This window comes from Streptococcus infantis (assembly GCF_001579645.1).
GTDB classification, from domain to species: Bacteria; Bacillota; Bacilli; order Lactobacillales; family Streptococcaceae; genus Streptococcus; species Streptococcus infantis_E.
Window position 1 is genome coordinate 1 of sequence record NZ_KQ970822.1, and the last position, 24,891, is coordinate 24,891.

The window sequence follows — 24,891 nt, forward strand, 5'->3', positions numbered from 1 at the left end:
AAACAAAAAAATCTACAAGGAATTATTACAACTCATTCAAGCGAAATTGTTAAAAATGTAGATGTTAATGATATAAAAGTCATTCGTTCAGAAAATAATTTTATGAATCGTATAGTTGATTTGCATCAATTTATTGTTAATAATGGAGATAAAAAATTTTATGAAACATTCTTTAAATTGAATTTCGCAGATTTAATTTTTTCAGATGCTGTTATCTTTTATGAGGGTGATGCGGAGAGAATGTATTTTGAAAGTTTGATTAATAGGAAACATTCAAAATATATCAATTTAACTCGCCAATATATAAGTTATTGTCAATGTGGCGGAGATCACGCACATAAGTATTTTCCACTATTAAATGAATTGAGAATGACGGCCTGTGTCTTTACTGATATTGATTACGATAAAGATAGAGTAAATTTATTTAAAATAGATAAGGATAAGTCTTCTAATACAACTTTAAATTCGATATTTCCTGATAGAAATTGTAATGTTGGCAGTATATATCACCAACAGAAACAGGATAGGAAAAAGAATATTGAAATTTTTACTCAAACAGACATAGATGGGTATGCAAGAACCTTGGAAGAAGCAATTTTATATAAACTTTTATGTAATTTAGTTTACCATATTACTACTTATTCTAATGTAGATCAAAGAAAGTTCAAATCAAAAATGATTACAGCATTTGTGAATAAAAAAAGAGTCAAAAGAAATATAAAATCAAGAAAATACAATCAAGCAAATAAGAATAGGAATAAAGGTGTATTTATAAAATATGGGAGAGATTTTTGGAAAGATATAAAGATTGAATCAAAATTAGATTTTTCTATCCCGACTAAAAAGGGATTAGCAATCAGCATCAGAGATGTTGTAAATAGTATGGACAAAACCGACTTCATGTATTCAATTATCATGAATGGAAAAGAAGCTGAAATACTACCTAATTATATCGAGGAGGGATTATTATGGCTCAACAACAAAATAACTTCTACAAAATAAATGCTCCTGCTGGAAGTGGCAAGACTTACTTTATTAGTAAGACTATTAACGATATTCTTAATAATGAACCATTTGTTAAAATTTTGTGTATTACCTATACTAATAGAGCCTCCCAAGTAATGCAGGAAAGAATTGTTTCTCCAAACGTTGAAATATCAACTATTCATAGTTTCTTAAATAAGTTTTTAAAGCCATTCTTTAGAAATGAGAAAGTTATAGACTATTATCTTGAAATTTATAAAGAAGAAATTGAGACTACACTCAAAGAAGAAACAAAATTAAATAGATATAAAGAAAGATTTCAAGTAGAGGGTGAAGTTTCTGAGGAGACAATAAAATCAAATTTATATGAAATTTATTATAATGAACGACAATACTCATCCGTGTTAAATGGTGGTTTATCTCATGATGATTTATTGAACTTTTCATTTAAATTAATAGATAGATTTCCTAAAATTGGGTTTAAGTTACGTGAGATGTATGATTATATTTTCATTGATGAGGTTCAAGATACAAATGCAGTTATTTTGAGATTTTTTTATAATTCGGCTAAAGATAGTTCAACAAATGTTTATTTTCTTGGAGACAAGATGCAAGAAATTTATAATAAATATGATGGTTCGTTTGAAACTGAATTTAGAGAATTTGATGGTAATCTCTCAAAAACCTTTACCACCAATTACCGATCCTCTGAAGAAATAGTTGATTTATTAAATAATTTATACCAATCTTCTTCTAGAGTAAAACAAGTCGCCTACAAAGGCAAAAAAGGTCAATTCCCTCAATTAGTCTTCACAGATAACATTGAAAAATATTTATTTGATAATAGAGAGGCTTATGAAGAGTTTTATAAATTAAGAACAATTAATAAAAAAAGGTTTCAAAACATCAATAATAGTGGGAAGTCTGCTGAAGAAATCTATACAATATATCAGAAAATATACCCTAATAATGGTCGTGTTAGTGTAATGGATGTTTTGACAAACAGCAACTATGATGAAAATCCTGATGTGCTAATGTCTTTTTTAAGTTTGCTATTTCAGGTATTGAATGAATATAAAAATAAAAATTATGGTGAAGTGATTCGTATCTTAAAGAATAGCAAAAGAAACTTATCTTTTGGTAAATTTATTTCAGTTTTTAATAACCATCTTTTGAAAATTGAACTTCATGAGGATAAGTTAAAACTGAAAGAAAAAATGAATTTCTTTATCGAATTATTAGAATCTGATTCTTCGCTAGAAACCGTACTTCAGGAATTAGTTAATGAGAAAATTATCAGTAGTGATTTCTATAAATTTATATCCTCATATGAAAGAAATGGCTCTTTTCTCTATACTGATTTATTCTCTTCATCAATTGAATTATTTAAATTGATTGATGAATATAATAGAAACCCTATGGTGTCAACACAACATGGAGTTAAGGGAGAAGGGCATAAAAAGATACTACTTGTAGCTGAGGATTCAAGTAACCCAGGTATTAAGATATATGAGTTTCTAAACCTATTTACACGTTTTTATACTCAAAATATTTCATTTAATTTCGATAGGTTTCAACAGTTTTATTATGATTTTAATCGTGATATTTTATCACTAGAAGAAAAACTAGGAAAAAAAATTAAGGAAATTAAAGCAGCAGATAGAGAACGATACTTTAGTGATTTTCAAGAGATTTTTAATAAGTATCTAGATAATGATTATTTTAAATTTATTTGTTTAAAAGAAAATAAACTTAACTTTCAAAAGAAAACAGCAATAAAGAAGATACAAGAAAATATTTTTAATAATAATTTAGTTAGATCAGTCTTAACAGCTTACAAACTTTTTTATGTTGGGTGTTCTCGAGCTGAAGAAGAATTAGTTGTATTGATTAATGCAAATCAAATTGACAATATGGAGGAATTTAAGAATTATTTCAAACAAATTGGTTTTCAGATATAGATATATAAAGTCTGAAGACATCTGAAATATGAAATTTGTAATAAGTGCGTAGAAATAAATATTACGCTGATTCGGAAAATCTAGGACTATAGTACAGTTAGTAGACCTCCTCAATGTCGAAGAAGAACTCGCTCGTCTCGACAAGGAACTCGCTAAATGGCAAAAAGAACTGGATATGGTCGGCAAAAAGCTCTCTAACGAACGCTTCGTAGCCAATGCCAAACCAGAAGTCGTCCAAAAAGAACGCGACAAACAAGCCGACTACCAAGCCAAATACGACGCGACCGTAGCACGTATTGATGAGATGAAGAAGTTGGTGAAATAAACACAGAAACACGGCGGAATGCCGTGTTTTTTTGGTATAATAGAAACTGAGAATACTTTTAGAGAGATGATTTTTAATGACTACTCATCATAAAAATACAAATGCGACTTCCTCTGCGTTTGGTTGGGATTTTCAATATAATCTGGCGTTATACTTAGTTATGGATCAGGACCTAACCCAAGTTGAAAAATTTAAAGTTGAAGGTCCAACAGAAGATATTGAGATATACTTCCGTAATAAAGAACCAATTTATATACAGGCTAAAGCCCAGGAAAATCCGTATTCAAGTTCTACAACTAATCAACATTTGAATAATGCTATTAATTCTTTAATTAATACTGTGGATAAAGTGAATGAGAAATATAGCGAGGTCATTTATGGAAATAATATTGAAATTCCTATAAGAGCAAATAAATACCCAAATTTATTTCAGGGAGCTAGGGTGAATTTGAGTTATGTTGAACTTCCTGAGACTCATAAGAAAAAAATTGATTCAATATTTAATAAAACGACTGTTGTAATTGATTTTGAGAAACTTAAACAAAATATTCGTATCCTAAAAATAACTTTTCATGGAAGTGATGACGAAACACGTTATCGGCATATCAGGGAAAAAGTAATTGATCGTTTAGATGAGATTGGTTTCCCAAGGTTTAAAGCAAGTAAAATTTTTTCTAATTTGCAAAACGAGTTTAAAAATAATGCTTCTAGAAGAGTCGATTTAACCATAAAAGATTTAGGGTGGTTGATAATTCTGCATAGTATTAATATTGAAGAGAATATGGTATATGAATTATTTGATATTCCAAAAATTAATGAAACTAGTTTGAAGACAGATTTGTCAGAACTAATTTTAAATAAGTCACTAGATTTTGAATTTGTCACTTCTGTAACAACTGAATTTAATAAATTTTCGTTGAGCTATCCCACACGAAGGGATATGGTTGAGAACTTCATTAAAGAACATTACACTAGATTCCAAGATGATATTTTGAATCTACATGATAAAATATCTTCTCATCTTTTAGAAGACTTAACCAAAGTAATACTATTTCAAATTTTGTCTTCGAACTCAGATATAGACCGCATTAGAAGAGGATTAGATATATGAATTTTAAGTCGCTAGAAATTATCAGTGGATATGAAACAAAAAAATTTGAATTTGGTAAGAAAACAGAAATTTATAGTAATGTCAATAGTGTAGGTAAGTCGACTTTGTTAAGATTGCTATTTTATTCAATGGGATATTCTATACCGTCTACAAAGAAAATTAGATTTTCTAAACTACAAACAAAATTGATTATTGAGACAGATCAATTAATAATTTTGTGGCGTAATAATAATAATATAAAAATAGAGATGGGAGGGGAAACTGAGTCTTTAGAGTTGCCAAGAGATTTATATTATATTCTAGGGAAAATTTTTAAAACAAGTAATATCAACGTTTTAGAAAGTCTGTTAGGTTGTATATATTTGGATCAAGATAAAGGATGGACCCTGCTAAATAGAGGAACCGTTATAGGTGGTATAAAATTTAAAGTTGAAACTTTAATAGAAGGAATTTCTGAAAAAGATATATCACATTTAAGAGTTGAAGCAAATAAAATTGCTGTAGAGCTAAATAAATTAAGTGAATTGCAGAAAATTATTTTATTTCAGAGTGAAAATTTTGATTTAATGGATAAAAGTAATTTTCAGACCAATAAGGTATCGGATTTAGAAAATAGACTTTTAATAACTAGAAATAACAGAAATGAGTTATTAAGAAAACAATCTATTTTAAAAAATATTTTGACTAAAAATGAAGATTATCTTAAGTATGTTGAAAGTTTGGGATTAAGTGTTCGCTGTCCAGATGGAAGTATAGTAGAATTAACTCGGGATAATATCTCAGGTTTTAAGGAAACGCAAACGGTAATTGAACTGCGAGTATTTCATTTGGGACAAGAAATAGAAAAATTACAAAAAAAAGAACTCGAATTAGAGCAAGAGATCAATAATTCTCAGTACCTTGTAAAAGTTGAAAATCCTATTGAGCTTTTTGAACAACGATTACAACTTATCACAGCACCAGAAGAAATTATTGATTCTGAAATAAAAAGGCTTAAGGAATACAAAAAAGAAATTGATGATAGAATAAAGTTTTCGTTACGTGATGATACTAATCAACATATTTTTGATAATATTTTAAAATTTGCAAGGAAATTGAATGTTGTAGAATACTTAAATTCGGATAAAAATTTTGTATTCACATCAGATCTAAAGTCGTTGAGTGGTTCGGTATTACATAAAATTGTATTTTGCTATAAAATGGCGTATATAATTGAAATTCAAAAATATATTGGGCTAACACTTCCAATCGTTTTAGATTCTCCAAGTGGTAGAGAGGTTGATCAAAAAAATATTGAAGATATGTTCGATATCTTAAACGATGAATTTAGCGATAATCAAATTATTATTGCTTCAATTTTTAAATATAGTAGTTTTGATGTAGATACTCTAATAGAATTACAAAGAAATTTACTTGAATAATAATAAATCTTTTAGAAAGCAGGTTACTACATGACAAATTCTGTAAGTTCGAACCGACCTGAGAAGTACAATATTGCAGCTTTCTTCTCAGGTGTTGGGGGAATTGAGTTGGGATTTGAACAGACCAACGAGTTCAGAGTGGTGTATGCCAATGAATTTGATAAGTATGCGCGTCAGACTTATCAGTTAAACCATCCAGATACCTATTTGGATGGTCGTGATATTCACGATGTTCAGCCAGAGGATATTCCAGCTGAGCGCGTGGATGTGATTATGGGAGGTTTTCCTTGCCAGGCCTTTAGTATTGCGGGTTATCGCAAGGGCTTTGATGATGACCGTGGCGATCTTTTCTTCGAATTGCTTCGCATGATTGAGGGATGCAAACCTCGAGCTATTTTCATCGAAAATGTCAAAAACATGGTCGGTCATGACCATGGCAATACCTTCAAGGTCATTCGTGAAGCCTTGACCGAGAACAACTACTTTATCAAGTGGAAGGTTCTCAACGGAAAAGACTATGGGAATATCCCGCAAAACCGTGAGCGTATCTACATCGTTGGTTTTGATACCAAGGAAGCTTATGACTTGTTTGAATTCCCAGAGGAAATCAAGCTGACTACTACTCTTCAGGATGTGATTAACTTTGGTGATAAGCTAGATGAGATCTACTACTACCGTGAAGGCAAGCAAAATTTCTACGATCAGTTGAAATTTGAAGTCACCAACCAAGATACGGTCTACCAGTGGCGTCGTCAGTATGTCCGTGAAAACAAAAACGGCGTTGTCCCTACCTTGACAGCAAATATGGGAACTGGTGGACACAACGTTCCATTGATTTTGACGGACAGTGGCGAGATTCGGAAGTTGACTCCGAAAGAAACCTTTAATGTTCAAGGTTATCCAAAATCCTTTAAAATCCCAGAGGGCGTTTCCAATGGTCAGCTCTACAAACAAGCTGGAAATAGCGTAGTTGTTCCTGTGATTAAACGCATCGCAGAGAATATTGCCAAGGCTTTGAACGAAAGTCAAGGGCAGTCTCAACTGGAACGGTCAGGGAAATTCGCCATTATCTACACCAAGATGAATGGCCAGTTTGAAGGCCAATCCTATGTCAAGGACTTTGTAGATAGCTATGACCAAGCTCTTGAAAAAATCAAGTCTTATGATGATGGTTTAACCCTTCTGTCAGATGAAGAGTATTTGAGACTTGTCAAAAAACAAGGCAAACTTGAATTTTACAGTATCAATTAACGAATATATAAGAGGATTAGTGAAAAACTAATCTTCTTTTGATATACTGAAAATAGAAAAGAGGGTGCTTATGTGGGAACATCTAAAGTCTGAACAAAAAGATAAATACAAAACCTTAATTACCAACTTCGCTAGCTTGAGCCAAGCTTTTTCTCAAAAGGCAGAATCCGAAGACGAGGAACAAATAGAACATTCTGTCGCTCCTATCGTCAACTCCAAATTTCAGGAGACTGTTTTTCAAAAAGCCTTTAATGCCGTAGGGGAAGATATTGCCAACACCTCCTATGATGCCTCTGTCGTTGTAGATGAAAATCATAAATACTTAGTGGGTATTAAGTCTTTTGGGATTAATTCAGGAGACCAAAAAATTGCCCAGTTCAAGAAAGATTCTCAATCTTGGACAGACTTGTTGGGTGATATCAAGTTTCATGCAGATATTGCTACTGATAAAGAAGCTGCAGACAAGGAAAACTATCAACGCTATGAAGAGTTAGCACGAAAGATTGGGGCCTTGAGAAACCAGAGAATCGAATCTTCTAAGGCGCAAATCAAGGGATTCAACTCTGACTCGGTCAATGTTGAAGCTGTTTACCATGTCCTGATGCCAACACCAAAGGGAGAAAATCCTAGGATTTTTGTTGGAGAAACGACTTATTTGCCAGTCGATATTGATAATCTGGTCATTGAAGGATCAACTACCAAAATCAATCCAACCAATTTTCGTTTTACAGATGGGCAACACCACTACAAGTACACAGCAGCTGACAGTCAGCTCCACATGACTTTTAACAATAAAGACATTGTGGTAGACACTTGGAATGTCCATTATATCGAAGATCCTTTTTCTCTCTTTGAAAATCTTCATTTACTGATAACTGAAAAGGGACAATCCGATATTTTAGAAACTGTGTCTTGGGTTATCACAGACAAACATGGAAATGTGGAAGAAAACTCTGGTTTCAATGCCTTTAACGGCGGTTCAAAATTAGCCAAAAAAGATCGTCTGCCACGGATTTTAAAGATTCAGGATAAATTTAAGGACAGTCTGGCTCCAGAAGAACTAGCTTTTGTGACCTTCTCTCTGGAAGAAATCCTCTTGAAGAAATGGACCAACAAGGAAGAAAAAGCTCAGATGAAGGCTATTCGTGAAGACTTGATTAACTTTGTCCACAATACTGGCAATGAAAAACTCATTAAAGAAATTGAGCAGTTAGTGTATCGTCCAGTTAGTGAAGTTTACATTCCTCTGCCTGACTCAAAAAACTTTCACGACGAAAGACCTGATTTCTTTGGTCCAGGATTTGGGACTTTTGAACCTGGTACTAAAAAACTAGCTCTATCCAAAGAAGAAAGAACCTTTAAACTACGCTTCTTACCTTCTGGAGATGTCATCAATGCCTATATCAACCAAGAAGCTGGTAAGGCGATTCAGTCAACTGATAAGCAAGAAATCCTTGGAAATTGGATTTTGCGTGGTGTTTTCCAGTTGAAGGAACGAGAGGTCTTGACAGGCCAACGGCTCAATGAACTGGAAATCAATGGTATTCGTTTGACTAAGTTTAAAAACGGGGAAATTGGCATCGAATTCATCTGGATTGATACCGAAAACCCACCTAGCGATGCCATCGGCTGGGTAGCAAAATAGACTTGAATAATACAAAAAATCTCTTAGATTCATTTCTAAGAGATTTTTTTCTTTCTTCTCTCCCTCACAACCAGCCTTCTTCTTCGGCAGTTTTGGCTGCTTCGGTTCGGTTGCTGGCGCCTAGTTTAGAGAGGATATTGGTCATATAATTTCGGACGGTGCCGTTTGAGAGGTAGAGCTTGTCAGCAATTTCTTGGTTGGAGAGTCCCTGAGCCACTCCATGTAGAACAGCGACTTCTTGCTCGGTCAAGGGATTGGGATGAGTCATCATGACTTCCATCAGCTCTGGGGAATATTCCTTGCGTCCCTCTAACACCGTATGCAGGGTTTGCATGAGCTCAGCGATGCTTCGCTCTTTCAAGACATAGGCGTCTACTCCTGCTTTGACAGCTCGTTCAAAATAGCCTGGGCGTTTAAAGGTCGTGACGATAACCACCTTGGTTTCAGGCACTTCTTGTTTGATCCACTCGAGGGCTTCGAGTCCCGTCTTTACTGGCATTTCGACGTCAAGGATGGCAATATCTACTGCTTCTTTCCCCAAAATCTCAATAGCCTCGGCTCCATTTTTTGCCTGCAAGACAGTCTCCACATCTGGTTGAAAGCTTAAGAGCTGGCACATGGCATCTCTCAGCATACTTTGATCTTCTGCGACTAATACTTTCATCTACTTTCTCTCCTTATAAGGCAGATGCACGCGCACCTCTGTTGGATGTTTCAAGCTGACCAGCTCTACTTGACCTGAAAAGGCTGCTGCACGGTCACGGACTGTATGGAGTTCATTTCCTTTTACAGTTGCAAAGCCTTTCCCGTCATCTCTGACCGTCAGGACCAATTCCTGATCTGTACGTTCCAGTTTTAGATAGGCTTTTTTAGCGCTGGCATGCTTGATGATATTGGTCGCCAGTTCTAACAAAACCATAGCAGCCGTCGACTCTACATCCTGGGTCAAACTAGCCTTGTCCAAGTGATTGTCAACTTGAACCTCAATGCCAGCAATTTCCAGCATCTTCTTAACAGTCTCAAGCTCTGATGCTAGGGTCCGTGATTTCAGATTTTCCACAATGGTTCGCACTTCATTCATGGAATCCTTGCTGATCTGGTGGATTTCTTTTAATTCCTTTTCCACCTGTGGATAGGCCTGCATCTGAAATAACTGCAATGCCAGATCTGTCTTGACACTCAGCATAGCAAAAGTATGTCCCAGACTATCATGCAAATCCTGACCGATACGACTGCGTTCATTTTCAGCAAGCAATAGATTTATCTGGGCATTTTGCTTAGCTTGCGCTTCTTTCAAATCCTCCACAATCCGAATCCGAACCAAGCCAAAAGTCATTAAATCGACAAAAGCAAGAATTACAAGTAGATAGAATAGAAACTCAACTTCGATTCTCTGAAAAATCAAAAGTTGGCCCACAACAAGGACTTGAGCAAGAAGAAAAGTCCAGACATGTAAAGACTTTAAACCACTTACGCTGAAATGATAACTTAAGAGATTGGATAGGAAAAAGAAAAACCAGATATAATTAACAGCAACAAAGGCAGTATTCCCAACTACATAAGTCAGCATGAGGCCCCAATATAGCCAAGATAGGCGCTGATTCTTAGTTGTTAAAACACCCAAATACGCCACTACAAATAGAATATCAATCAATAAATGCCAGGCAGAAAGCCACCCAGTCACTACAGGCAGGATGGGGAAAATCATAAAAATTAAACTGACCCAGAACATATAATGTATGCTTTTCAGTCTTTCAAGCATTAAGCATTCTCCTTATGACCTTTAAGGTAAATGGTCAAACCAAACAAAACTGCTGAAAAAACAAGTAGATAAACTGTGGCTGATAAATTGATGCCACCCTCGTTTAAGAAGGTCTCGAGCAACTCCATCAACTGATAGCTTGGTAGGCGCTTCCCGATTGCTTGCATCCAGTCTGGAAATAAAGAGACAGGCATCCAGAGTCCGCCTAAAACAGCCAAGCCAAAGTAAAGAAGATTGCCCACGACAGACATCAGCTGACTGGACGGTAAGAGAGTCAGGGTTAAGCCAAGTGCTACAAAAGCAACACTTCCTACTATCAGCAAGAACGCAGCCCCAATCCAGTTTCCAAGAGACATATCCACACCTCTTACAAAATGCCCAACTGAGAAAACAACCAGAATTGAGACCAAATAATCAACCATCATACTTGTTATCTTTGATAGATAATATTCTACCATATTTACAGGGCTATGACGTAATATTTTCTGCCAGTTGTTGATCTTGTCGGTATGTAAAACAACTGGAAATGAAAAGATAGCTGTCGACATCATGGAAAAAGCCGTCATGGAGATGAGGTAATCACGCATAAAATTAGCTGGTCCACCGGGTGTGTCCTGGTACATACCTGAAAAGAATAAATAGAAGGCTGTCGGCATCCCTACAGATAACAGATAATAGACTAATTGTCGTTTGGTCAATAGAAATTCTATCTTGTTTAGTGCGATCCATCGTTTCATCTTAGTCATCTCCCTTTTGTGTTTCTTCAAAGATTGTATCCAGCAAACTACGGTTATTGACTTCAATTTCTTGAATCCTACATCCTGCTTGCACTAATAGTTGCCAAAAAGCATCCGCTTCACGTGTGACTACTTGCAAAGCATCTTGTTTTTGTGACCAGTTTTCAACCAAGTTAGACTGCTCAATGACTTCCTTGTATGATAGAGGAAGGATAAAGTGCTTTTCAATCTCCTCACTGCGCATGGCTAGAGGTGTTGTATCGCGAATCAACTCTCCCTTATTCAAGACCAAGATTCGGTCCGCTGTATGCTCTACCTCTTCGATATAATGGGATGAATAGAGAATGGTGACTCCCTGCGCTTTTAGATCCTGGACAATTTCCCAAAAACGTTGACGGGTTGAAGTATCCATGGCCGCAGTCGGCTCATCTAAAAAGACAAGCTTTGGTCGCCCAATCAAGGTCAAGACAAAAGAGAAGAGACGCTTTTGCCCACCTGATAATTTTTCTGCGAATTGTTCTTTTTGTTGTTTGTCAAACTGCAATAGTTGATCGATTTCCTGGTTGCTCAAGGGATTTGGGTAAATGCTTTGAAAGAAAGCAATCAACTCTTTGACCTTTAATTTCTGAACGATGACATTTTCTTGAGGCAGGTAGCCTCTAATATAGTCTAACTGAGAACTCGTCACTGGCAAGCCTTGGATGGATACTTGACCGCTGGTGACCAGTTTATCTCCAAGCAAACAGTCCAAGAGTGTGGTCTTCCCAGCACCATTGGGACCAATCAAGGCGACGCAGTCACCTTCAGCTACCTCAAAGGAAATATCCTTCAAAATAGCCTTGCCCTTGATGTTTTTATTTAGGCTTTCTACCTTAATCATGTTCATGATATTCTCCTTTCAGCCACTCCTTTCCCATCGGAAAGGCGATAAAAATCATAAATCCTAGACCCCAGGCACCGCGAATGGCTTGGTGAAGGAAGGCTTGATCAAACCAACCTGTAAACATTTCTACCAACCATACCACTAGTGATAGTCCAATAAAAAGATAGAGAATCGCTTTTTTCATTTTTCAAACTCCTTTTTCACATCTGAGACCAATTTCAAACCTTCTCGAATCACCCAAGACATGATTCCAAAACCTGCAAATAACTCCCAAGGGAAATGATAGAAGCCTTCATCTAATCCAGAAAACATGAGATAAGTCATGACTCCTGCTGCTACTAAGCTCATTACGACAATTACTTTATCTTTCATTTTTTCTTCCTCCATTTGATACATCTAGTATAATTCTTTGAAGGTTGTGTCACTAGAAGCTTCTGTCATGAGGAGATATGACAAATGTCACAAAAAGTCTACTCAACTATGAAAATAGAATTCTTTCCAAATCAAAAAAGGTCGGGAAATCCCGACCTCTTTCGTTTTCTATTTAATTCTTATTCCACACTGAAAAGATATGGGTAAACTGGTTGTTGACCTTGGTGGATTTCAACTTCTACATCTTCAAATTCTTCTGCGATTTCTTGGGCGATTTGGTTAGCCAATTCTTCACTTCCGTCTTCTCCAATATAGAAGGTTACGATTTCACTGTCTTCATCCAACATATGTTTCAAAGTTTCAGTCAGAGTTTGGTGCATATCAGGGTTTGATACGAGGATCTTACCATCTACCATACCAAGATTGTCATTTTCATGGATTTCCAAACCATCGATAGTCGTGTCACGAACGGCTGTTGTTACACTACCGCTGACCACATCACCAAGAGCTGCTGTCATGCGTTCTTTATTTTCTTCGATAGATTTGCTTGGATCGAAGGCAAGAAGACTAGTCAATCCTTGAGGAAGGGTACGAGCTTCTACCACTACTGCTGGTTGTTCCAATACTTCTGCTGCAGATTGAGCTGCCATGAAGATATTTTTGTTGTTTGGCAAGAAGATAATGTTGCGAGCATTGACTTGCTCAACAGCCTTGATAAAGTCTTCTGTCGAAGGGTTCATGGTTTGTCCACCTTCGATGACATAGTCCACACCTTGAGCACGGAAGATGTCTGCCAAGCCTTGTCCAGCTACTACTGCGATAAGAGCATATTCTTTTTCTTCAGCTGGTTTGCTAACTTTAGCTTCTTTTTCCACTTGTGCTTCGTGTTGGTTACGCATGTTATCGACTTTAACCTTAACCAAGCTACCATACTTGAGACCTTCTTGCATAACAAGACCTGGATCTTCTGTATGGACGTGAACTTTAACGATTTCATCGTCATTAACAACAAGCAATGAGTCCCCAAGTTCGTTCAAGTAGTTACGGAATTCTTCGTAGTCAAACTCTTTAGCATAAGTTGGACCTTGTTTAAGGGCAACCATGATCTCCGTACAGTAACCAAAAGTAATATCTTCTGTTGCCACATGTCCAGCTACAGACTTGTGGTGTTCTGCATTGATCATTTCACTCATGTTAGCTGGAGTAGCTACAAAGTCTTCAGAAGCGCTGTATTCACCAGTAAGAGCTGAAAGGAAACCTTCATAGATGAAGACCAAACCTTGACCACCTGAGTCTACAACTCCAACTTCCTTTAATACTGGAAGCATGTCTGGAGTCTTAGCAAGGGCTGTTTTAGCTCCTTCCAAGGCTGCACGCATCACCTCAATAGCATCGTCTGTCTGCTCTGCTTTTTTCTTAGCACCGATGGCAGCACCACGTGATACGGTCAAGATTGTTCCTTCAACTGGCTTCATAACGGCCTTATAGGCTACTTCAACACCTGATTGGAAGGCAAGAGCTAGATCTTTCCCTGTTAATTCATCTTTTTCCTTGATAGCTTGTGAAAATCCGCGGAAAAGCTGAGAAGTGATAACTCCTGAGTTCCCACGCGCACCCATCAAAAGACCTTTAGCCAAGATACTTGCGGCCTCACCAACTGTTGAAGCTGGTTTGTCTGCTACTTCTTTAGCACCATTTTCGATAGTCATTCCCATGTTTGTTCCTGTATCTCCATCTGGAACTGGGAAGACGTTCAATGAGTTGACATATTCGGCTTGCTTGTTCAAACGAGTAGATGCAGCCTGTACCATTTCTTGAAATAAGCTTGTAGTAATATTTGACACGATTATTCTCCTACAACTTTGATATTTTGAATGTAGACATTCACAGTTTGAGCAGTGATGCCAAGTTGGTTTTCCAAACTAAAGCGTACACGCTCTTGGATGTTTTTTGAGACTTCACTGATTTTTGTTCCGTAGCTCAACACGGTATATACATCAACTGCAATGCTACCATCTTCGGTCGCTTTTACAACGACACCTTTAGAATAATTTTCCTTCCTAAGGAGGGCTTGGAAATTATCTTTGAGGGCTTTCTTACTTGCCATACCGACCACACCAAAAATCTCAGTTGCTGCACCGCCTACAACGGTAGCAATCACTTCATCTGTTAGTTCGATTTGACCATCTTTTGTATTAATTTTTACAGTCATTTTTTCTACCTCAACTAGTTGATACTCTATTTTATCATATTTCAAGCCAAGTGTAAAAGCAGAATACTGTATCGGCGGATATTTGCTCCTTTGACGAGACTTTTTGAGCTTAGAGCAAAAGAAAAAGACCTGATGGCCTTTTACTCTTTATTAAACGCGTTCTACTTTACCTGATTTCAAAGCACGAGCTGAAGCCCAAACTTTTTTAGGTTTACCATCGATAAGTACAGTAACTTTTTGAAGGTTTGGTTTTACGGCACGTTTTGTTTGGTTCATCGCGTGTGAACGGTTGTTTCCTGATACAGTCTTACGACCTGTAAAGTAACATACTTTAGCCATTTGTGTTTTCCTCCTATTAGATCTAATATAGCGGATGTGCTAGCACCACATACTGTACTATGTTATCACACTTTCTCTTTTTTGGCAAGGGGATTGGAATATTTTTTTATTTAACGTAAACAACTCCTAGTTTCCCAAAAGCTACGTCTCCACGGATAATCAAAGTTTTGCTGGTTGGGGCTACAGGGGCATCTGCCTTGGCTGCACCACAAAAAGTTTCCACCTTCAAGTCCACTCTCCAGTGTTGAGGCACGTAGATAACTGCATTCCCAAATCCGACTTCGATATTCAGAGTAGCAAAATCACCTAACATCTCTGCATTGTCATAATAGATTTTGGCATTCCCAAATCCGACTTCAAACTCGTCTTCTACCAATTCTTGGTCTTGCTTGTAAAATGTACCCGCCCCAAAAGCGACTTCCTTGTCTGTCAGAATAGTCTTTTCACCGTCATACCACCATTTTTTCCCATTCCAAGTTCTGTTAGAATGAGTGAGTGCGCTGACACCCATTACGATTAAAATACTTGCCCAGAACAATGACTGATTGGGAATCGGTAAAATGTCATAAAAATGATTAGCAATCATGAGGGCCACTAGGGCTGTAAAAGAGGCTGATGTCAGATGACGACGAAGCAAAGCTTCAATTGATTGATAGGCAAAAAATCCAATACCAATCAAAGGCCAAATGTGCCCTCCCAGAGAAGGGATTCCAAAATTTCCCTGCAATAACACTAAAGCTGCCAATACTAGCAACACAATACCAAATGCTTTCTTTTTCATGTTCTTACCTCATGTTTCTTAGATTTTCTTTTAGGAGGGATTGGTAGTGTCGTGACACGTGAACCTCCTTGTGGGTCTGATAAAAGGAAATAGTACCTGTCCCTGAGAAGGACTTGTCCACCGAGTAGACCTGCCGAAGATTGGCTATGGTCGACTTGGATACCCGACTGAAATAGCGGGGTAGGATGGACTCTAACTCATAAAGCTTGAGTCGAACCTCGTAGGCTTCTTTCTGGGTGTGGGCGTAAATCTTGCTACCTTCTGTCTCAAAAAAGAGAATTTCTGCCAAGTCTAAGTAGTACTCACCCGTCCCCTTATAAAAGATCAACCTAGGAGCCTTGGTTTCTTGCAAGAGTCGTTGCAAGTCAGCTATTTCATCTGTCAGAGCTGCAGCCTTGATGACAATCTCTGTCTCAGTTAATTCACTATCAATCTCGATTCGTAACTTCATCCTATCTCCTTTCTGCATCTACTATACCAAAGCCCAGAAGACTTTACAAGGGCAAAAAAGCAAGTGGTCACTTTTGACCCGTAAGTGGTTACAAGGCCAAGCCCACTTGCTTTGCTTTTTAGAAAATAAAGAAAAGAATTCCCAAGAGGAGGCCACAGGCGTAGCCAACTAAAACATCCTTGGGATAATGAACGCCTCCTAAGACTCGCACAAGACCGAGAAGAGCTGATAAGACCAACAAAACCAACCCCACAGGAAGATTTGCATGCAAGCAAGCCGTGGAAATAATGGTTGCCGAAAAGACATGGCGACTAGGCATTGAATTCCCAGAGCTGTCCTTGTCTAGTAGCGGAATAATTTCCCAAGTCTCATAAGGACGCGGTTGATTGATCCACTTACGAACTAGCGTCAATAGGATAAAGCCCAATGCTGGCACCATGATATAAGTAGCAAATTCTTTCCCCAAGCCTTTGCTGATAAAGTTTGCTCCCAGTAAGGTCAAGTATGCCAAGGGCATCAGAACTGTCATCATGCGATTAAAGACTCGCATCAGTTGTAATCCTTGTGGATGTCGAAGAAGACTTGATTTCCTCTTGTCATACCACTCTTGATAGTTTTTCATATATTTTCTCGTTATTTTTAGATTTTACACAAGAAGCCTACTAGCTTCTCCTACTCTAGTATAGTTCAGAAAAAGAAGGCCGTCAAGCCTTCTTTTGATTTACTCTTCTGCTTGGTCTTCTGTAAATTGACTATTGTAGAGGTCTGCATAGAAACCACCCTGAGCCATAAGCTCATCATGATTCCCTTGCTCGATGATGTTTCCTTCTTTCATGACCAGAATCAAGTCAGCATTGCGGATTGTTGACAAGCGGTGGGCGATGACAAAGGATGTGCGTCCTTCCATCAAACGGTCCATAGCCTTTTGAATCAACTCCTCCGTACGAGTATCGACTGAGGATGTTGCTTCGTCCAGAATCAAGAGCGGAGCATCCTTGAGCAGAGCACGAGCGATAGTCAAGAGCTGCTTTTGACCTACTGACAAGGTCACTGTATCATCCAAAACAGTATCGTATCCATCAGGTAAGGTTGTGATGAAGTGGTGGATTCCGACTGCTTTGGCAGCTTCAATCACTTTTTCATCACTGATACCTGTTTGATTGTAGATGAGATTGTCACGAATGGTTCCTTCAAAGAGCCAGGTATCCTGCAAGACCATTGAAAAGGCATCGTGCACTTCTGAGCGCTTCATAGCCTTGGTATCTACACCATCAATGCGAATACTTCCCTTATCAATCTCATAAAATTTCATCAAGAGGTTAACAATGGTCGTCTTCCCAGCACCAGTTGGTCCGACAATCGCGACCTTTTGACCTGCATGAGCTGTCGCAGAAAAGTCATGAATGATCGTTCGCTCCGGTGTGTAGCCAAATAAAACTCTGTCGAAGACCACTTCACCCTTCATGTTGGTCAATTGTCTTTCCTTATGAGATTCATCTTCCATTTCCTCTTCACCTAGAAATTCGAAGACACGAGTCATGGCTGCACTAGCTTGTTGTAAGCTGGTAATTCCTTGGGCAATCTGTGACAAGGGTTGTGAGAATGTTCGAACATAAACCATGAAGGCTACAATAATCCCGATACTGATATACCCTTCAAGAGCCAAGGCAGCACCGACGATAATGACTAGAACATAACTAAAGTTGCCTACAAAGACCATGGCAGGCATCATAATTCCAGAGATAAACTGAGATTTCCAGATGCTATCATGTAGATTCTGATTCAATCCTGCAAATGTATCTTTTGTTGGTTCCACAGCATTATAGCTAGTCACCACATTGTGCCCAGAGTACATTTCTTCCACATAGCCATTTACAGCTGCTAGGTTGTTTTGTTGGGCTTTAAAGTAACCTTGTGACTTGGCCATAATCACTGAAACCGCTGCAAAACCTACAAGTGTTGAAACAACTGTTACCAATGCCAAAATCCAGTTCATCCCAAACATGGTAATCAAAACAGCAATCAGCAAGAAGCTAGCTGAGAGAACTGTTCCCAGACTTTGGTTGAGGGACTGAGCTGCCGTATCGACGTCATTGGTTACACGAGAGAGAGTATCTCCTTGAGAATGACGGTCAAAATAAGCAAGTGGCAGACGGTTAATTTTTTCAGCGATAGCTGTCCGCAAGCGTTTTGAAAAATGTTGGATACTCGTTGAAAAGATATAGGCTTGAGTATAGTTGAGAATGGCACCAAGTACATACAAAACAGCTAAAAAGCTGGCGATGCTTGACACAGCCTCTAGATCAATCTCTGTCATTAGCCCATCTGAAATCAAATTGGTAATTTCTTTGATCTTAGTTGGTCCATAAACCGTGATAATACTTGAACATATAGCCGCCACAACTGCGATTAGTAGGGGAAGTTGGAGACCTGCTAGAAAAGGTCTACACTGTTTCCATAAGGACATTTTCTTATTTTCCATGTTCCAATTCCTCCTTCGATAGTTGTGAATAGGCAATTTCTTGGTATACTTCATTGCTTGCAAGAAGTTCCTTGTGGGTGCCTTGTCCCACGACTTTTCCCTGATCCAAGACTAAGATCAGGTCTGCATCCATAATGGTTGAAATGCGTTGGGCAACGATTAACTTGGTCATGGATTGTGTTTTTTCAGCTAATACTTGACGCAAGATACGATCGGTCTTGTAGTCCAAGGCTGAGAATGAATCATCAAAAATGAGAATCTCTGGTTTACGAGCCAAGGCGCGTGCGATAGCCAGACGTTGTCTCTGTCCACCTGAGAAATTGGTCCCACCTTGAGCTACTTCTGAGTCAAGGCCAGCTTCCTTATCCTCGATAAAGTTTTTAGACTGGGCCAATTCCAGAGCTTGCCACATGGCCGTCTCACTTAGTAGCGTTTCTTGACTCTTACCAAAGTCGAGATTGCCCTTAACATCTCCAGAAAAGAGCACAGCTTTTTGAGGGATATAGCCAACTTTATTACGCAAATCTTCTAAGTCATAATTCTGAACATTGACGCCGTCTACTAAAATTTCTCCCTCTGACACATCATAAAAACGGGGTAAGAGGTTCACAAGCGTAGATTTACCAGAACCAGTTGAACCGATAAAGGCAATGGTTTGCCCTACTTCTGCCTTGAAGCTGACATGTTCCACAACTGCTTCTGAGTTTTTAGAGTAGCGGAAGGTTACGTCGCGGTATTCCACTTGACCTTGAATAGAAGAATCTGCCGTCTGTGGGTGACTAGGATTTTCAATAGAGGAATGAAGGTCTAGCACTTGATTGATACGTCCTGCAGAAACCAAGGTACGAGGCAAGACGATAAAAAGAGCACCCATGAGTAAGAAGCCCATTACCACTTGCATAGCATAGGACATGAAGACCACCATATCGCTAAAGAGGGGGAGACGCTCTGTCAAGCTAGCGTCGTTGATAATATAAGCGCCCATCCAGTAAATGGCAAGGACTAATCCGCTAGAAATCGCCATCATAATAGGATTCATAATGGCCATTAAGCGACTGACAAATAGATTGAGTCGTGTGACTTCATCATTGGCTTCTTCGAATTTCTTATCTTGATATTCCTCAGCATTGTATGCACGAACAACCCGAATCCCTGTCAAGCTTTCACGAGTAATACTATTCAGTTTATCTGTCAATTTTTGAATGACAGATTGTTTAGGAAAGGCCAAAGTCATCAAGACAGTTGTCATCAGAACATTGACAATGACTGCCACCACTACTGCCCAAATCCAGTATTCTGACTTGCCAAGAATTTTCCCAATAGCCCAGAATGCCATGATTGGTCCGCGAGTGACTACCTGAAGTCCCATGGTAAAGAGCATCTGAATCTGCGTGATATCATTAGTCGTCCGAGTCAATAGACTGGAAATTGAAAAACGTTTAATTTCTGTCTGGGAGTAATCTAAAACACGATTAAAAATATCGCTTCGTAGATGAGCCGTATAGGATGCTGCAACTCGAGCGGCAAAAAATCCAACTGTTACAGATGATAGGAAGGCTAAGAATGACAAACCCATCATCTTAGTTGCTGGCGACCAAAGGTCTCCCAACTCCGTACCTGGTGTTCCGAGTAATTCTGTTATTTTTGAAACGTAAGTCGGTACTTCTAACTCTAGATAGACCGAGCAACAGGTAAAGAGAACAGTTATTAGAATCATGCCCCACTCTTTTCCTGTGATACGCTTAGCGAGTTTCTTCATTCTTACCTCCTATTTTTTCTACATTTGCTTGTAGGCGGCCCATGACTTCTTCAAAAATAGCGAGATTCTCTTCGGAAATACCATCAAGTAAGCTGCGGTCAATTCGATCAAAGAAAGACTTAACTTGCTTCATTTGAGAGCGTGATTTTTCGGTCAAATGAACAAATTTCGCCCGTTTATCACTTGGGCTCGCCTCCAACTCTACCAAACCATTTTGTACCATACGCTTGACCAAATTACTAGCAACTGACTTGGTAATATTGAGTTCTTGTTCAATATCTTTGATGAGTGTTAATTCTTGTTCATGCTCACGACGTTCTAAAAAACGAATGACCTGCCCTTGCGGTCCTCCCATAAATTCAATACCACAACGCTTGGCTTCCTTTTGTACCATCAGATGTAACTGGTGACCAAAACGTTTAAAGATCAACATCGGTTTATCCATGCTTTCTCCCTTCTAAGCGAAAATAGTTCCCATAAGAACATTTAAGTTTCCATGAGAACCATTTTACCATTTTCAGAAAAGATGTCAAGAAAAAAGTTTCCCTGAGAACTATCTAAGCAGAAATTGACATCAGCTCTTATTTTATCTATAATAAACACTATCTCACACCTATAAGAATACACCCTGATTAGAAATGAGAAACTCACAAATGAAACATAAAGAAGAGAAAATTTTAGGAATCTTTGCCATCATCTTTGGAGCCCTGGCCCTTCTTGGTCCCTGGCTACCAATCATTAGCATTCTAGCGTTTTTCTTTGCCATTATCGCTATAGCCCTAGGAGTTTTTGGTATTAGCCTTAATCTCAAAAATCGTAAAATATTGGCTATCATCGGAACAAGCCTAGGTATTCTATCCATTTTTCTTGTCTTAATGACGCAAGTATTACCTTCTGGTGTCTTTACTGACTTGGCTAAAAACTTTCGTCACCCCTACAGAAGTCTGACCTCTTTAACAGAAAATGAGGAATTTGGAAACTTACCAGATTATAGACCAGATGAAGATCATGATGAAGACGAAGATACCGATACCTTCTCTTGGACCCAGGAGCAGTTCGATGCTTTGATAGAGGGAGACACTGCAAACAGAGGAAAAGGTGGCTCCAACTACAAAGATATCATCAGCAAGCATGGACTACCAGATTCTGAAATTGAGTCAACCTCAGGTGACTACGACATCAAGAGAATCACCTATCTATCCCTCGGTTCAAACACCAAGACAGTCGTACTCACTTTCGCAAAGCAGGAAAACGGCCAGTTTCTTCTCGTCCGTAAATTTGCCCTAGGCTTGGATAGAACAGAGCAAACTGATGATGGAGTGAAAGTTTAACATAACAAAAAAGCGAACAGCTATTAAGCCTGTTCGCTTTTCTATTAGAATCCATCTACGTTTGTGTAGATTTTTTGTACGTCTTCGTCGTCTTCAAGTACGCTGTATAGTTTTTCGAATGTTTCTAAATCTTCACCTGATAACTCAACTTCTGATTGAGGAATCATCTCAAGTTCTGTTACTTGGAATTCTTCGATACCAGACTCACGCAAAGCTACGATCGCTTTGTGAAGGTCAGTCGGAGCTGTGTAAACAGTGATTGTTCCTTCTTCTGCTTCTACATCGTCTACATCAACATCTGCTTCAAGCAAGAGTTCAAAGATAGCATCAGCATCATCACCTGCAAAGACGATAACACCTTTGTTGTCAAAGAGGTAAGATACAGAACCTGAAGCTCCCATGTTTCCACCGTTTTTACCAAAAGCAGCACGGACATTGGCAGCTGTACGGTTAACGTTTGAAGTCAAGGTATCAACGATGAGCATTGAACCATTTGGTCCGAAACCTTCGTAACGACCTTCTGTAAATGTTTCGTCTGTGTTTCCTTTTGCTTTATCGATAGCCTTATCAATAACGTGTTTTGGCACTTGCGCTTGTTTAGCACGGTCGATAACGAATTTCAAAGCTGAGTTTGATTCTGGATCTGGATCACCTTTTTTAGCTGCTACATAGATTTCTACACCAAATTTTGCATATACTTTAGAGTTAGCTCCATCTTTAGCCGTTTTCTTGGCTACGATATTGGCCCATTTACGTCCCATTAGGAATCTCCTTTTTTCACATTTTAATCTTTCTTATTATAACACAAGTCTAGTCGATTTTCACTAGAGGAAATGGATTTTTCTTTTATAAATGAAGCTAGGATTGTCCGCCGACAGCCAAGATTTTCTTGCCTTCTTTTATCCAAGGGTGCTGAGAGAGTGAGATATAAAGCTGTGCAGTCATAACAAGCCAAAGTAGCGGTTCACATAGAATCACACCTGTATAACCTGCCCATGGAATAATCCAAGCGACGAAAACAATTTTCCCGATAAACTCGATAAAACTAGAAATGAGGGGTAAGAGTTTTTGACCAAGTCCTTGCAAACTATTTCTATAAATCAATAAAAGACTCAAAAACGGATAGAAAACAGAACTAATACGTAGGTACAAGGTCCCATTTTCAATCAAGTAACCATCTGTTGAACTCGCTAAGAAAGAAACTAGGCTAGGACTTGCAAAAAATAGGAACACACAAGCAAAGGTTGCCCAAGCCATACTCAAATAGCTCCCTAGACGAAGACCTTGGACGATACGATCTGGACGTTTTGCCCCAAAGTTTTGAGAGATAAAAGTCGTCATAGAAGCCGAAATTGCCGTCATTGGCAATAGGGCAAAGGCCATGATTCTACGTGCTGCCGTTTGGGCACTGATAATAACTGCTCCAAAGCCATTAACAGAGGATTGTAAGATGACACTTCCGACAGAGACGATTGAACCCATCAGCCCCATGGCTAGCCCCTGCTCCAAGAGATCAACATAGAGAGCCTTATTCCATTTGAAATGCTTCAAGCTTGGAAGAAGCTCTGGAACACTCTTTCGGATATAAAAATAACAGAGAATAGCGGATAAACCTTGCGAGATGATAGTTGCAAGACCTGCAGACTGAACCCCCAACTGCAGTTGTGTAATAAAATATAAATCTAGAATGACATTAACAATGGCTGAAAAGATAAGAAAGGCAAGCGCCGCAAGGCTATCACCAATCGAGCGTAGTAATCCTGCAAAGAGATTATAGGCAAAACTAACTCCCACACAGCTGACAATCATAGAGATGTATTCATAAGATTGGGGGAGAATTTCTATAGGAGTTTCTAGGTACTGTAAGAGTGGATAAAGGCCGAAGAAACCCATCAGCATCACAAGACCACTCAGGATTGCACCTAAAATCCAAGTCGCTGCGACAGCCTCTTTAATCTTTGTAAAATTACGAGCACCGTAAAGACGGGCAATAACAACCCCCATCCCATTTCCGACTCCGAGGGCAAATCCAATAATCAAATCAAAAATGGCTGTCGTAGCTCCGACTGCCGCCAAGGAATTTTGTCCCAAAAAACGCCCAACAATCAAAATATCAGCTGTATTGTAGAGTTGCTGAAAGATATTGGACAGTAAAATCGGTAATGCAAAACTAATCAGTGAAGGAAGAATGGGACCATGAATCAAGTCCACCGTTGATTTCTTATTCATAAGGCTATTATATCAGCTTTCTAGTAGGGGAACAAGGGAGTTTGGATAAGAAAGCGTTGCCTAGATACAAACAATCTGGTATAATCGTGACAGAAAAGGAGGCTATGTATGAGCTTAACAAGTCGGTTAATTACAGATGTATTCCCAGACCTTGAGAAAGTGGAACAATTAAACAAGGAGGCCTTCCCTGAAGAAGAACGCGTCTCTTTGGAGGAATTTTTAAGTTACCAGAATAGAGATGACGCCCACTTTTTTGCCTTTTATAACGAAGAAGAATTTGTCGGCTTCGCTTTTGCCATTTCTAATCAAAAAGCTTTCTACATTAGCTTCTTTGCCATTATGCCCCATCTCCGTAGCCATGGATACGGGAGAGAAATCATTGAAAAACTCATTGATTTTTACCAGCGTACCATGATTCTTGAAGTGGAGCGATTAGACGAAGACTGTGACAATCTCGAACAAAGAAAAGCCCGCATGGACTTTTACTTACAAAATGGCTTTAAAACTGCCAACGCTCTATTAGAATACGAGGGTATGAGCTTTGAAATTCTCTATCGCGGTGACCATTTTGATGAAGAAGCCTATCGCAATATCTTTCAAAAATTGCAAGAAGAGAATTACTTTGACTTCCACATTGAGTACCGTCGCTTTAGTGAACACTAATCTAGATTGCAACTTTGAATCTCCATTAAAGATTTGTAATTTTCTTTATAACCGATATACAATCACCTATCGCAGGTGATTTTTTATTTTTCCCAAAGAAGATGAAAATTTGAAAAAAACTATCCCTAGCTCATCATAAATAAGGCTGAAACAATTTTGTCTCAGCCTTATCATGATTTATCTTATAAAGAT

Annotated in this window: 25 protein-coding genes and 1 pseudogene; 9 read left to right on the forward strand and 17 right to left on the reverse strand. The window is 38.4% G+C overall.

The window, feature by feature from the left end:
• The 7 genes and pseudogenes from SINDD18_RS11005 to SINDD18_RS11010 form a co-directional block, all read left to right on the forward strand.
• Nucleotides 1-1,002, forward strand: a 1,002-nt coding sequence (locus SINDD18_RS11005; protein WP_193750842.1) for an ATP-dependent nuclease, incomplete at its 5' end; no start/stop codon positions are given.
• A complete protein-coding gene (locus SINDD18_RS07275) occupies nucleotides 969-2,945 on the forward strand; it encodes a UvrD-helicase domain-containing protein (protein ID WP_061863650.1) in 1,977 nt (658 codons plus the stop codon). The genes SINDD18_RS11005 and SINDD18_RS07275, both read left to right, overlap by 34 nt.
• A gap of 97 nt (nucleotides 2,946-3,042) precedes the next feature.
• Nucleotides 3,043-3,270 (forward strand): annotated as a pseudogene (locus SINDD18_RS10575) (hypothetical protein); the annotation flags it as partial.
• A 76-nt stretch (nucleotides 3,271-3,346) separates the two neighbouring features.
• Complete coding sequence (locus SINDD18_RS07280) at nucleotides 3,347-4,381, forward strand: hypothetical protein (protein ID WP_061863651.1); 1,035 nt, start codon at nucleotides 3,347-3,349, stop codon at nucleotides 4,379-4,381.
• Nucleotides 4,378-5,802, forward strand: a complete 1,425-nt coding sequence (locus tag SINDD18_RS07285) for a hypothetical protein (protein WP_061863652.1) — start codon at nucleotides 4,378-4,380, stop codon at nucleotides 5,800-5,802. The genes SINDD18_RS07280 and SINDD18_RS07285 overlap by 4 nt, the downstream gene beginning before the upstream one ends.
• 30 nt (nucleotides 5,803-5,832) lie before the next feature.
• Entirely contained in the window at nucleotides 5,833-7,053 is a 1,221-nt protein-coding gene (locus tag SINDD18_RS07290) for a DNA cytosine methyltransferase (RefSeq protein ID WP_061863653.1), read from the forward strand.
• A gap of 70 nt (nucleotides 7,054-7,123) precedes the next feature.
• Nucleotides 7,124-8,698, forward strand: coding sequence for a hypothetical protein (locus tag SINDD18_RS11010; RefSeq protein ID WP_061863654.1), 1,575 nt, complete (start codon nucleotides 7,124-7,126; stop codon nucleotides 8,696-8,698).
• A gap of 64 nt (nucleotides 8,699-8,762) precedes the next feature.
• Here SINDD18_RS11010 and SINDD18_RS07300 read toward each other — a convergent pair whose 3' ends face one another.
• The 15 genes from SINDD18_RS07300 to SINDD18_RS07370 form a co-directional block, all read right to left on the reverse strand.
• On the reverse strand, nucleotides 8,763-9,362 hold the full coding sequence (locus SINDD18_RS07300; RefSeq protein WP_006151288.1) for a response regulator transcription factor: 600 nt from the start codon (nucleotides 9,360-9,362) through the stop codon (nucleotides 8,763-8,765).
• The gene (locus SINDD18_RS07305) at nucleotides 9,363-10,460 is read right to left on the reverse strand and encodes a sensor histidine kinase (RefSeq protein WP_061863655.1); all 1,098 of its coding nucleotides are present in this window, start codon (nucleotides 10,458-10,460) and stop codon (nucleotides 9,363-9,365) included.
• Nucleotides 10,460-11,197, reverse strand: coding sequence for an ABC transporter permease (locus SINDD18_RS07310; protein ID WP_061863656.1), 738 nt, complete (start codon nucleotides 11,195-11,197; stop codon nucleotides 10,460-10,462). The genes SINDD18_RS07305 and SINDD18_RS07310 overlap by 1 nt, the downstream gene beginning before the upstream one ends.
• Nucleotide 11,198: 1 nt before the next feature.
• Nucleotides 11,199-12,083, reverse strand: a complete 885-nt coding sequence (locus SINDD18_RS07315) for an ABC transporter ATP-binding protein (RefSeq protein ID WP_061863657.1) — start codon at nucleotides 12,081-12,083, stop codon at nucleotides 11,199-11,201.
• Nucleotides 12,070-12,264: a hypothetical protein gene (locus SINDD18_RS07320; RefSeq protein ID WP_006154913.1), complete on the reverse strand. Its 195-nt coding sequence runs from the start codon at nucleotides 12,262-12,264 to the stop codon at nucleotides 12,070-12,072. The genes SINDD18_RS07315 and SINDD18_RS07320 overlap by 14 nt, the downstream gene beginning before the upstream one ends.
• Nucleotides 12,261-12,467 carry a hypothetical protein gene (locus SINDD18_RS07325; RefSeq protein ID WP_061863762.1) on the reverse strand — a complete coding sequence of 69 codons (207 nt, stop codon included), beginning with the start codon at nucleotides 12,465-12,467 and terminating at the stop codon, nucleotides 12,261-12,263. The genes SINDD18_RS07320 and SINDD18_RS07325 overlap by 4 nt, the downstream gene beginning before the upstream one ends.
• Before the next feature lie 164 nt (nucleotides 12,468-12,631).
• The gene (locus tag SINDD18_RS07330) at nucleotides 12,632-14,296 is read right to left on the reverse strand and encodes a DAK2 domain-containing protein (protein ID WP_061863658.1); all 1,665 of its coding nucleotides are present in this window, start codon (nucleotides 14,294-14,296) and stop codon (nucleotides 12,632-12,634) included.
• A 2-nt stretch (nucleotides 14,297-14,298) separates the two neighbouring features.
• Nucleotides 14,299-14,664, reverse strand: coding sequence for an Asp23/Gls24 family envelope stress response protein (locus SINDD18_RS07335; RefSeq protein WP_061863659.1), 366 nt, complete (start codon nucleotides 14,662-14,664; stop codon nucleotides 14,299-14,301).
• A 150-nt stretch (nucleotides 14,665-14,814) separates the two neighbouring features.
• Nucleotides 14,815-15,003 carry a 50S ribosomal protein L28 gene (gene rpmB, locus SINDD18_RS07340; protein ID WP_001140948.1) on the reverse strand — a complete coding sequence of 63 codons (189 nt, stop codon included), beginning with the start codon at nucleotides 15,001-15,003 and terminating at the stop codon, nucleotides 14,815-14,817.
• Between the two features lie 106 nt (nucleotides 15,004-15,109).
• Entirely contained in the window at nucleotides 15,110-15,784 is a 675-nt protein-coding gene (locus tag SINDD18_RS07345) for a LiaF transmembrane domain-containing protein (protein ID WP_049502863.1), read from the reverse strand.
• Nucleotides 15,785-15,788: 4 nt separating this feature from the next.
• Nucleotides 15,789-16,235 (reverse strand): LytTR family DNA-binding domain-containing protein, encoded by a 447-nt coding sequence (locus SINDD18_RS07350; protein WP_006155797.1) that lies wholly within the window; start codon nucleotides 16,233-16,235, stop codon nucleotides 15,789-15,791.
• 118 nt (nucleotides 16,236-16,353) lie between these two features.
• Nucleotides 16,354-16,857 (reverse strand): phosphatase PAP2 family protein, encoded by a 504-nt coding sequence (locus SINDD18_RS07355; protein ID WP_061863660.1) that lies wholly within the window; start codon nucleotides 16,855-16,857, stop codon nucleotides 16,354-16,356.
• 99 nt (nucleotides 16,858-16,956) lie between these two features.
• On the reverse strand, nucleotides 16,957-18,717 hold the full coding sequence (locus SINDD18_RS07360) for an ABC transporter ATP-binding protein (RefSeq protein ID WP_061863661.1): 1,761 nt from the start codon (nucleotides 18,715-18,717) through the stop codon (nucleotides 16,957-16,959).
• Nucleotides 18,707-20,476: an ABC transporter ATP-binding protein gene (locus SINDD18_RS07365; protein WP_061863662.1), complete on the reverse strand. Its 1,770-nt coding sequence runs from the start codon at nucleotides 20,474-20,476 to the stop codon at nucleotides 18,707-18,709. Before SINDD18_RS07365 ends, SINDD18_RS07360 begins: the two co-directional genes overlap by 11 nt.
• A complete protein-coding gene (locus tag SINDD18_RS07370) occupies nucleotides 20,460-20,921 on the reverse strand; it encodes a MarR family winged helix-turn-helix transcriptional regulator (protein ID WP_049496870.1) in 462 nt (153 codons plus the stop codon). The genes SINDD18_RS07365 and SINDD18_RS07370 overlap by 17 nt, the downstream gene beginning before the upstream one ends.
• A 208-nt stretch (nucleotides 20,922-21,129) precedes the next feature.
• On the opposite strand from SINDD18_RS07370, the gene SINDD18_RS07375 reads away from it, so the two are divergent.
• Nucleotides 21,130-21,807 (forward strand): CD20-like domain-containing protein, encoded by a 678-nt coding sequence (locus SINDD18_RS07375; RefSeq protein WP_061863663.1) that lies wholly within the window; start codon nucleotides 21,130-21,132, stop codon nucleotides 21,805-21,807.
• Nucleotides 21,808-21,851: 44 nt separating this feature from the next.
• On the opposite strand, the gene SINDD18_RS07380 is transcribed toward SINDD18_RS07375, so the two are convergent.
• Entirely contained in the window at nucleotides 21,852-22,568 is a 717-nt protein-coding gene (locus SINDD18_RS07380; RefSeq protein ID WP_061863664.1) for a YebC/PmpR family DNA-binding transcriptional regulator, read from the reverse strand.
• A gap of 97 nt (nucleotides 22,569-22,665) precedes the next feature.
• On the reverse strand, nucleotides 22,666-24,036 hold the full coding sequence (locus SINDD18_RS07385; RefSeq protein ID WP_061863665.1) for an MATE family efflux transporter: 1,371 nt from the start codon (nucleotides 24,034-24,036) through the stop codon (nucleotides 22,666-22,668).
• Nucleotides 24,037-24,144: 108 nt separating this feature from the next.
• On the opposite strand from SINDD18_RS07385, the gene SINDD18_RS07390 reads away from it, so the two are divergent.
• On the forward strand, nucleotides 24,145-24,699 hold the full coding sequence (locus tag SINDD18_RS07390) for a GNAT family N-acetyltransferase (protein WP_061863666.1): 555 nt from the start codon (nucleotides 24,145-24,147) through the stop codon (nucleotides 24,697-24,699).
• The last annotated feature ends 192 nt before the right edge of the window (nucleotides 24,700-24,891 follow it).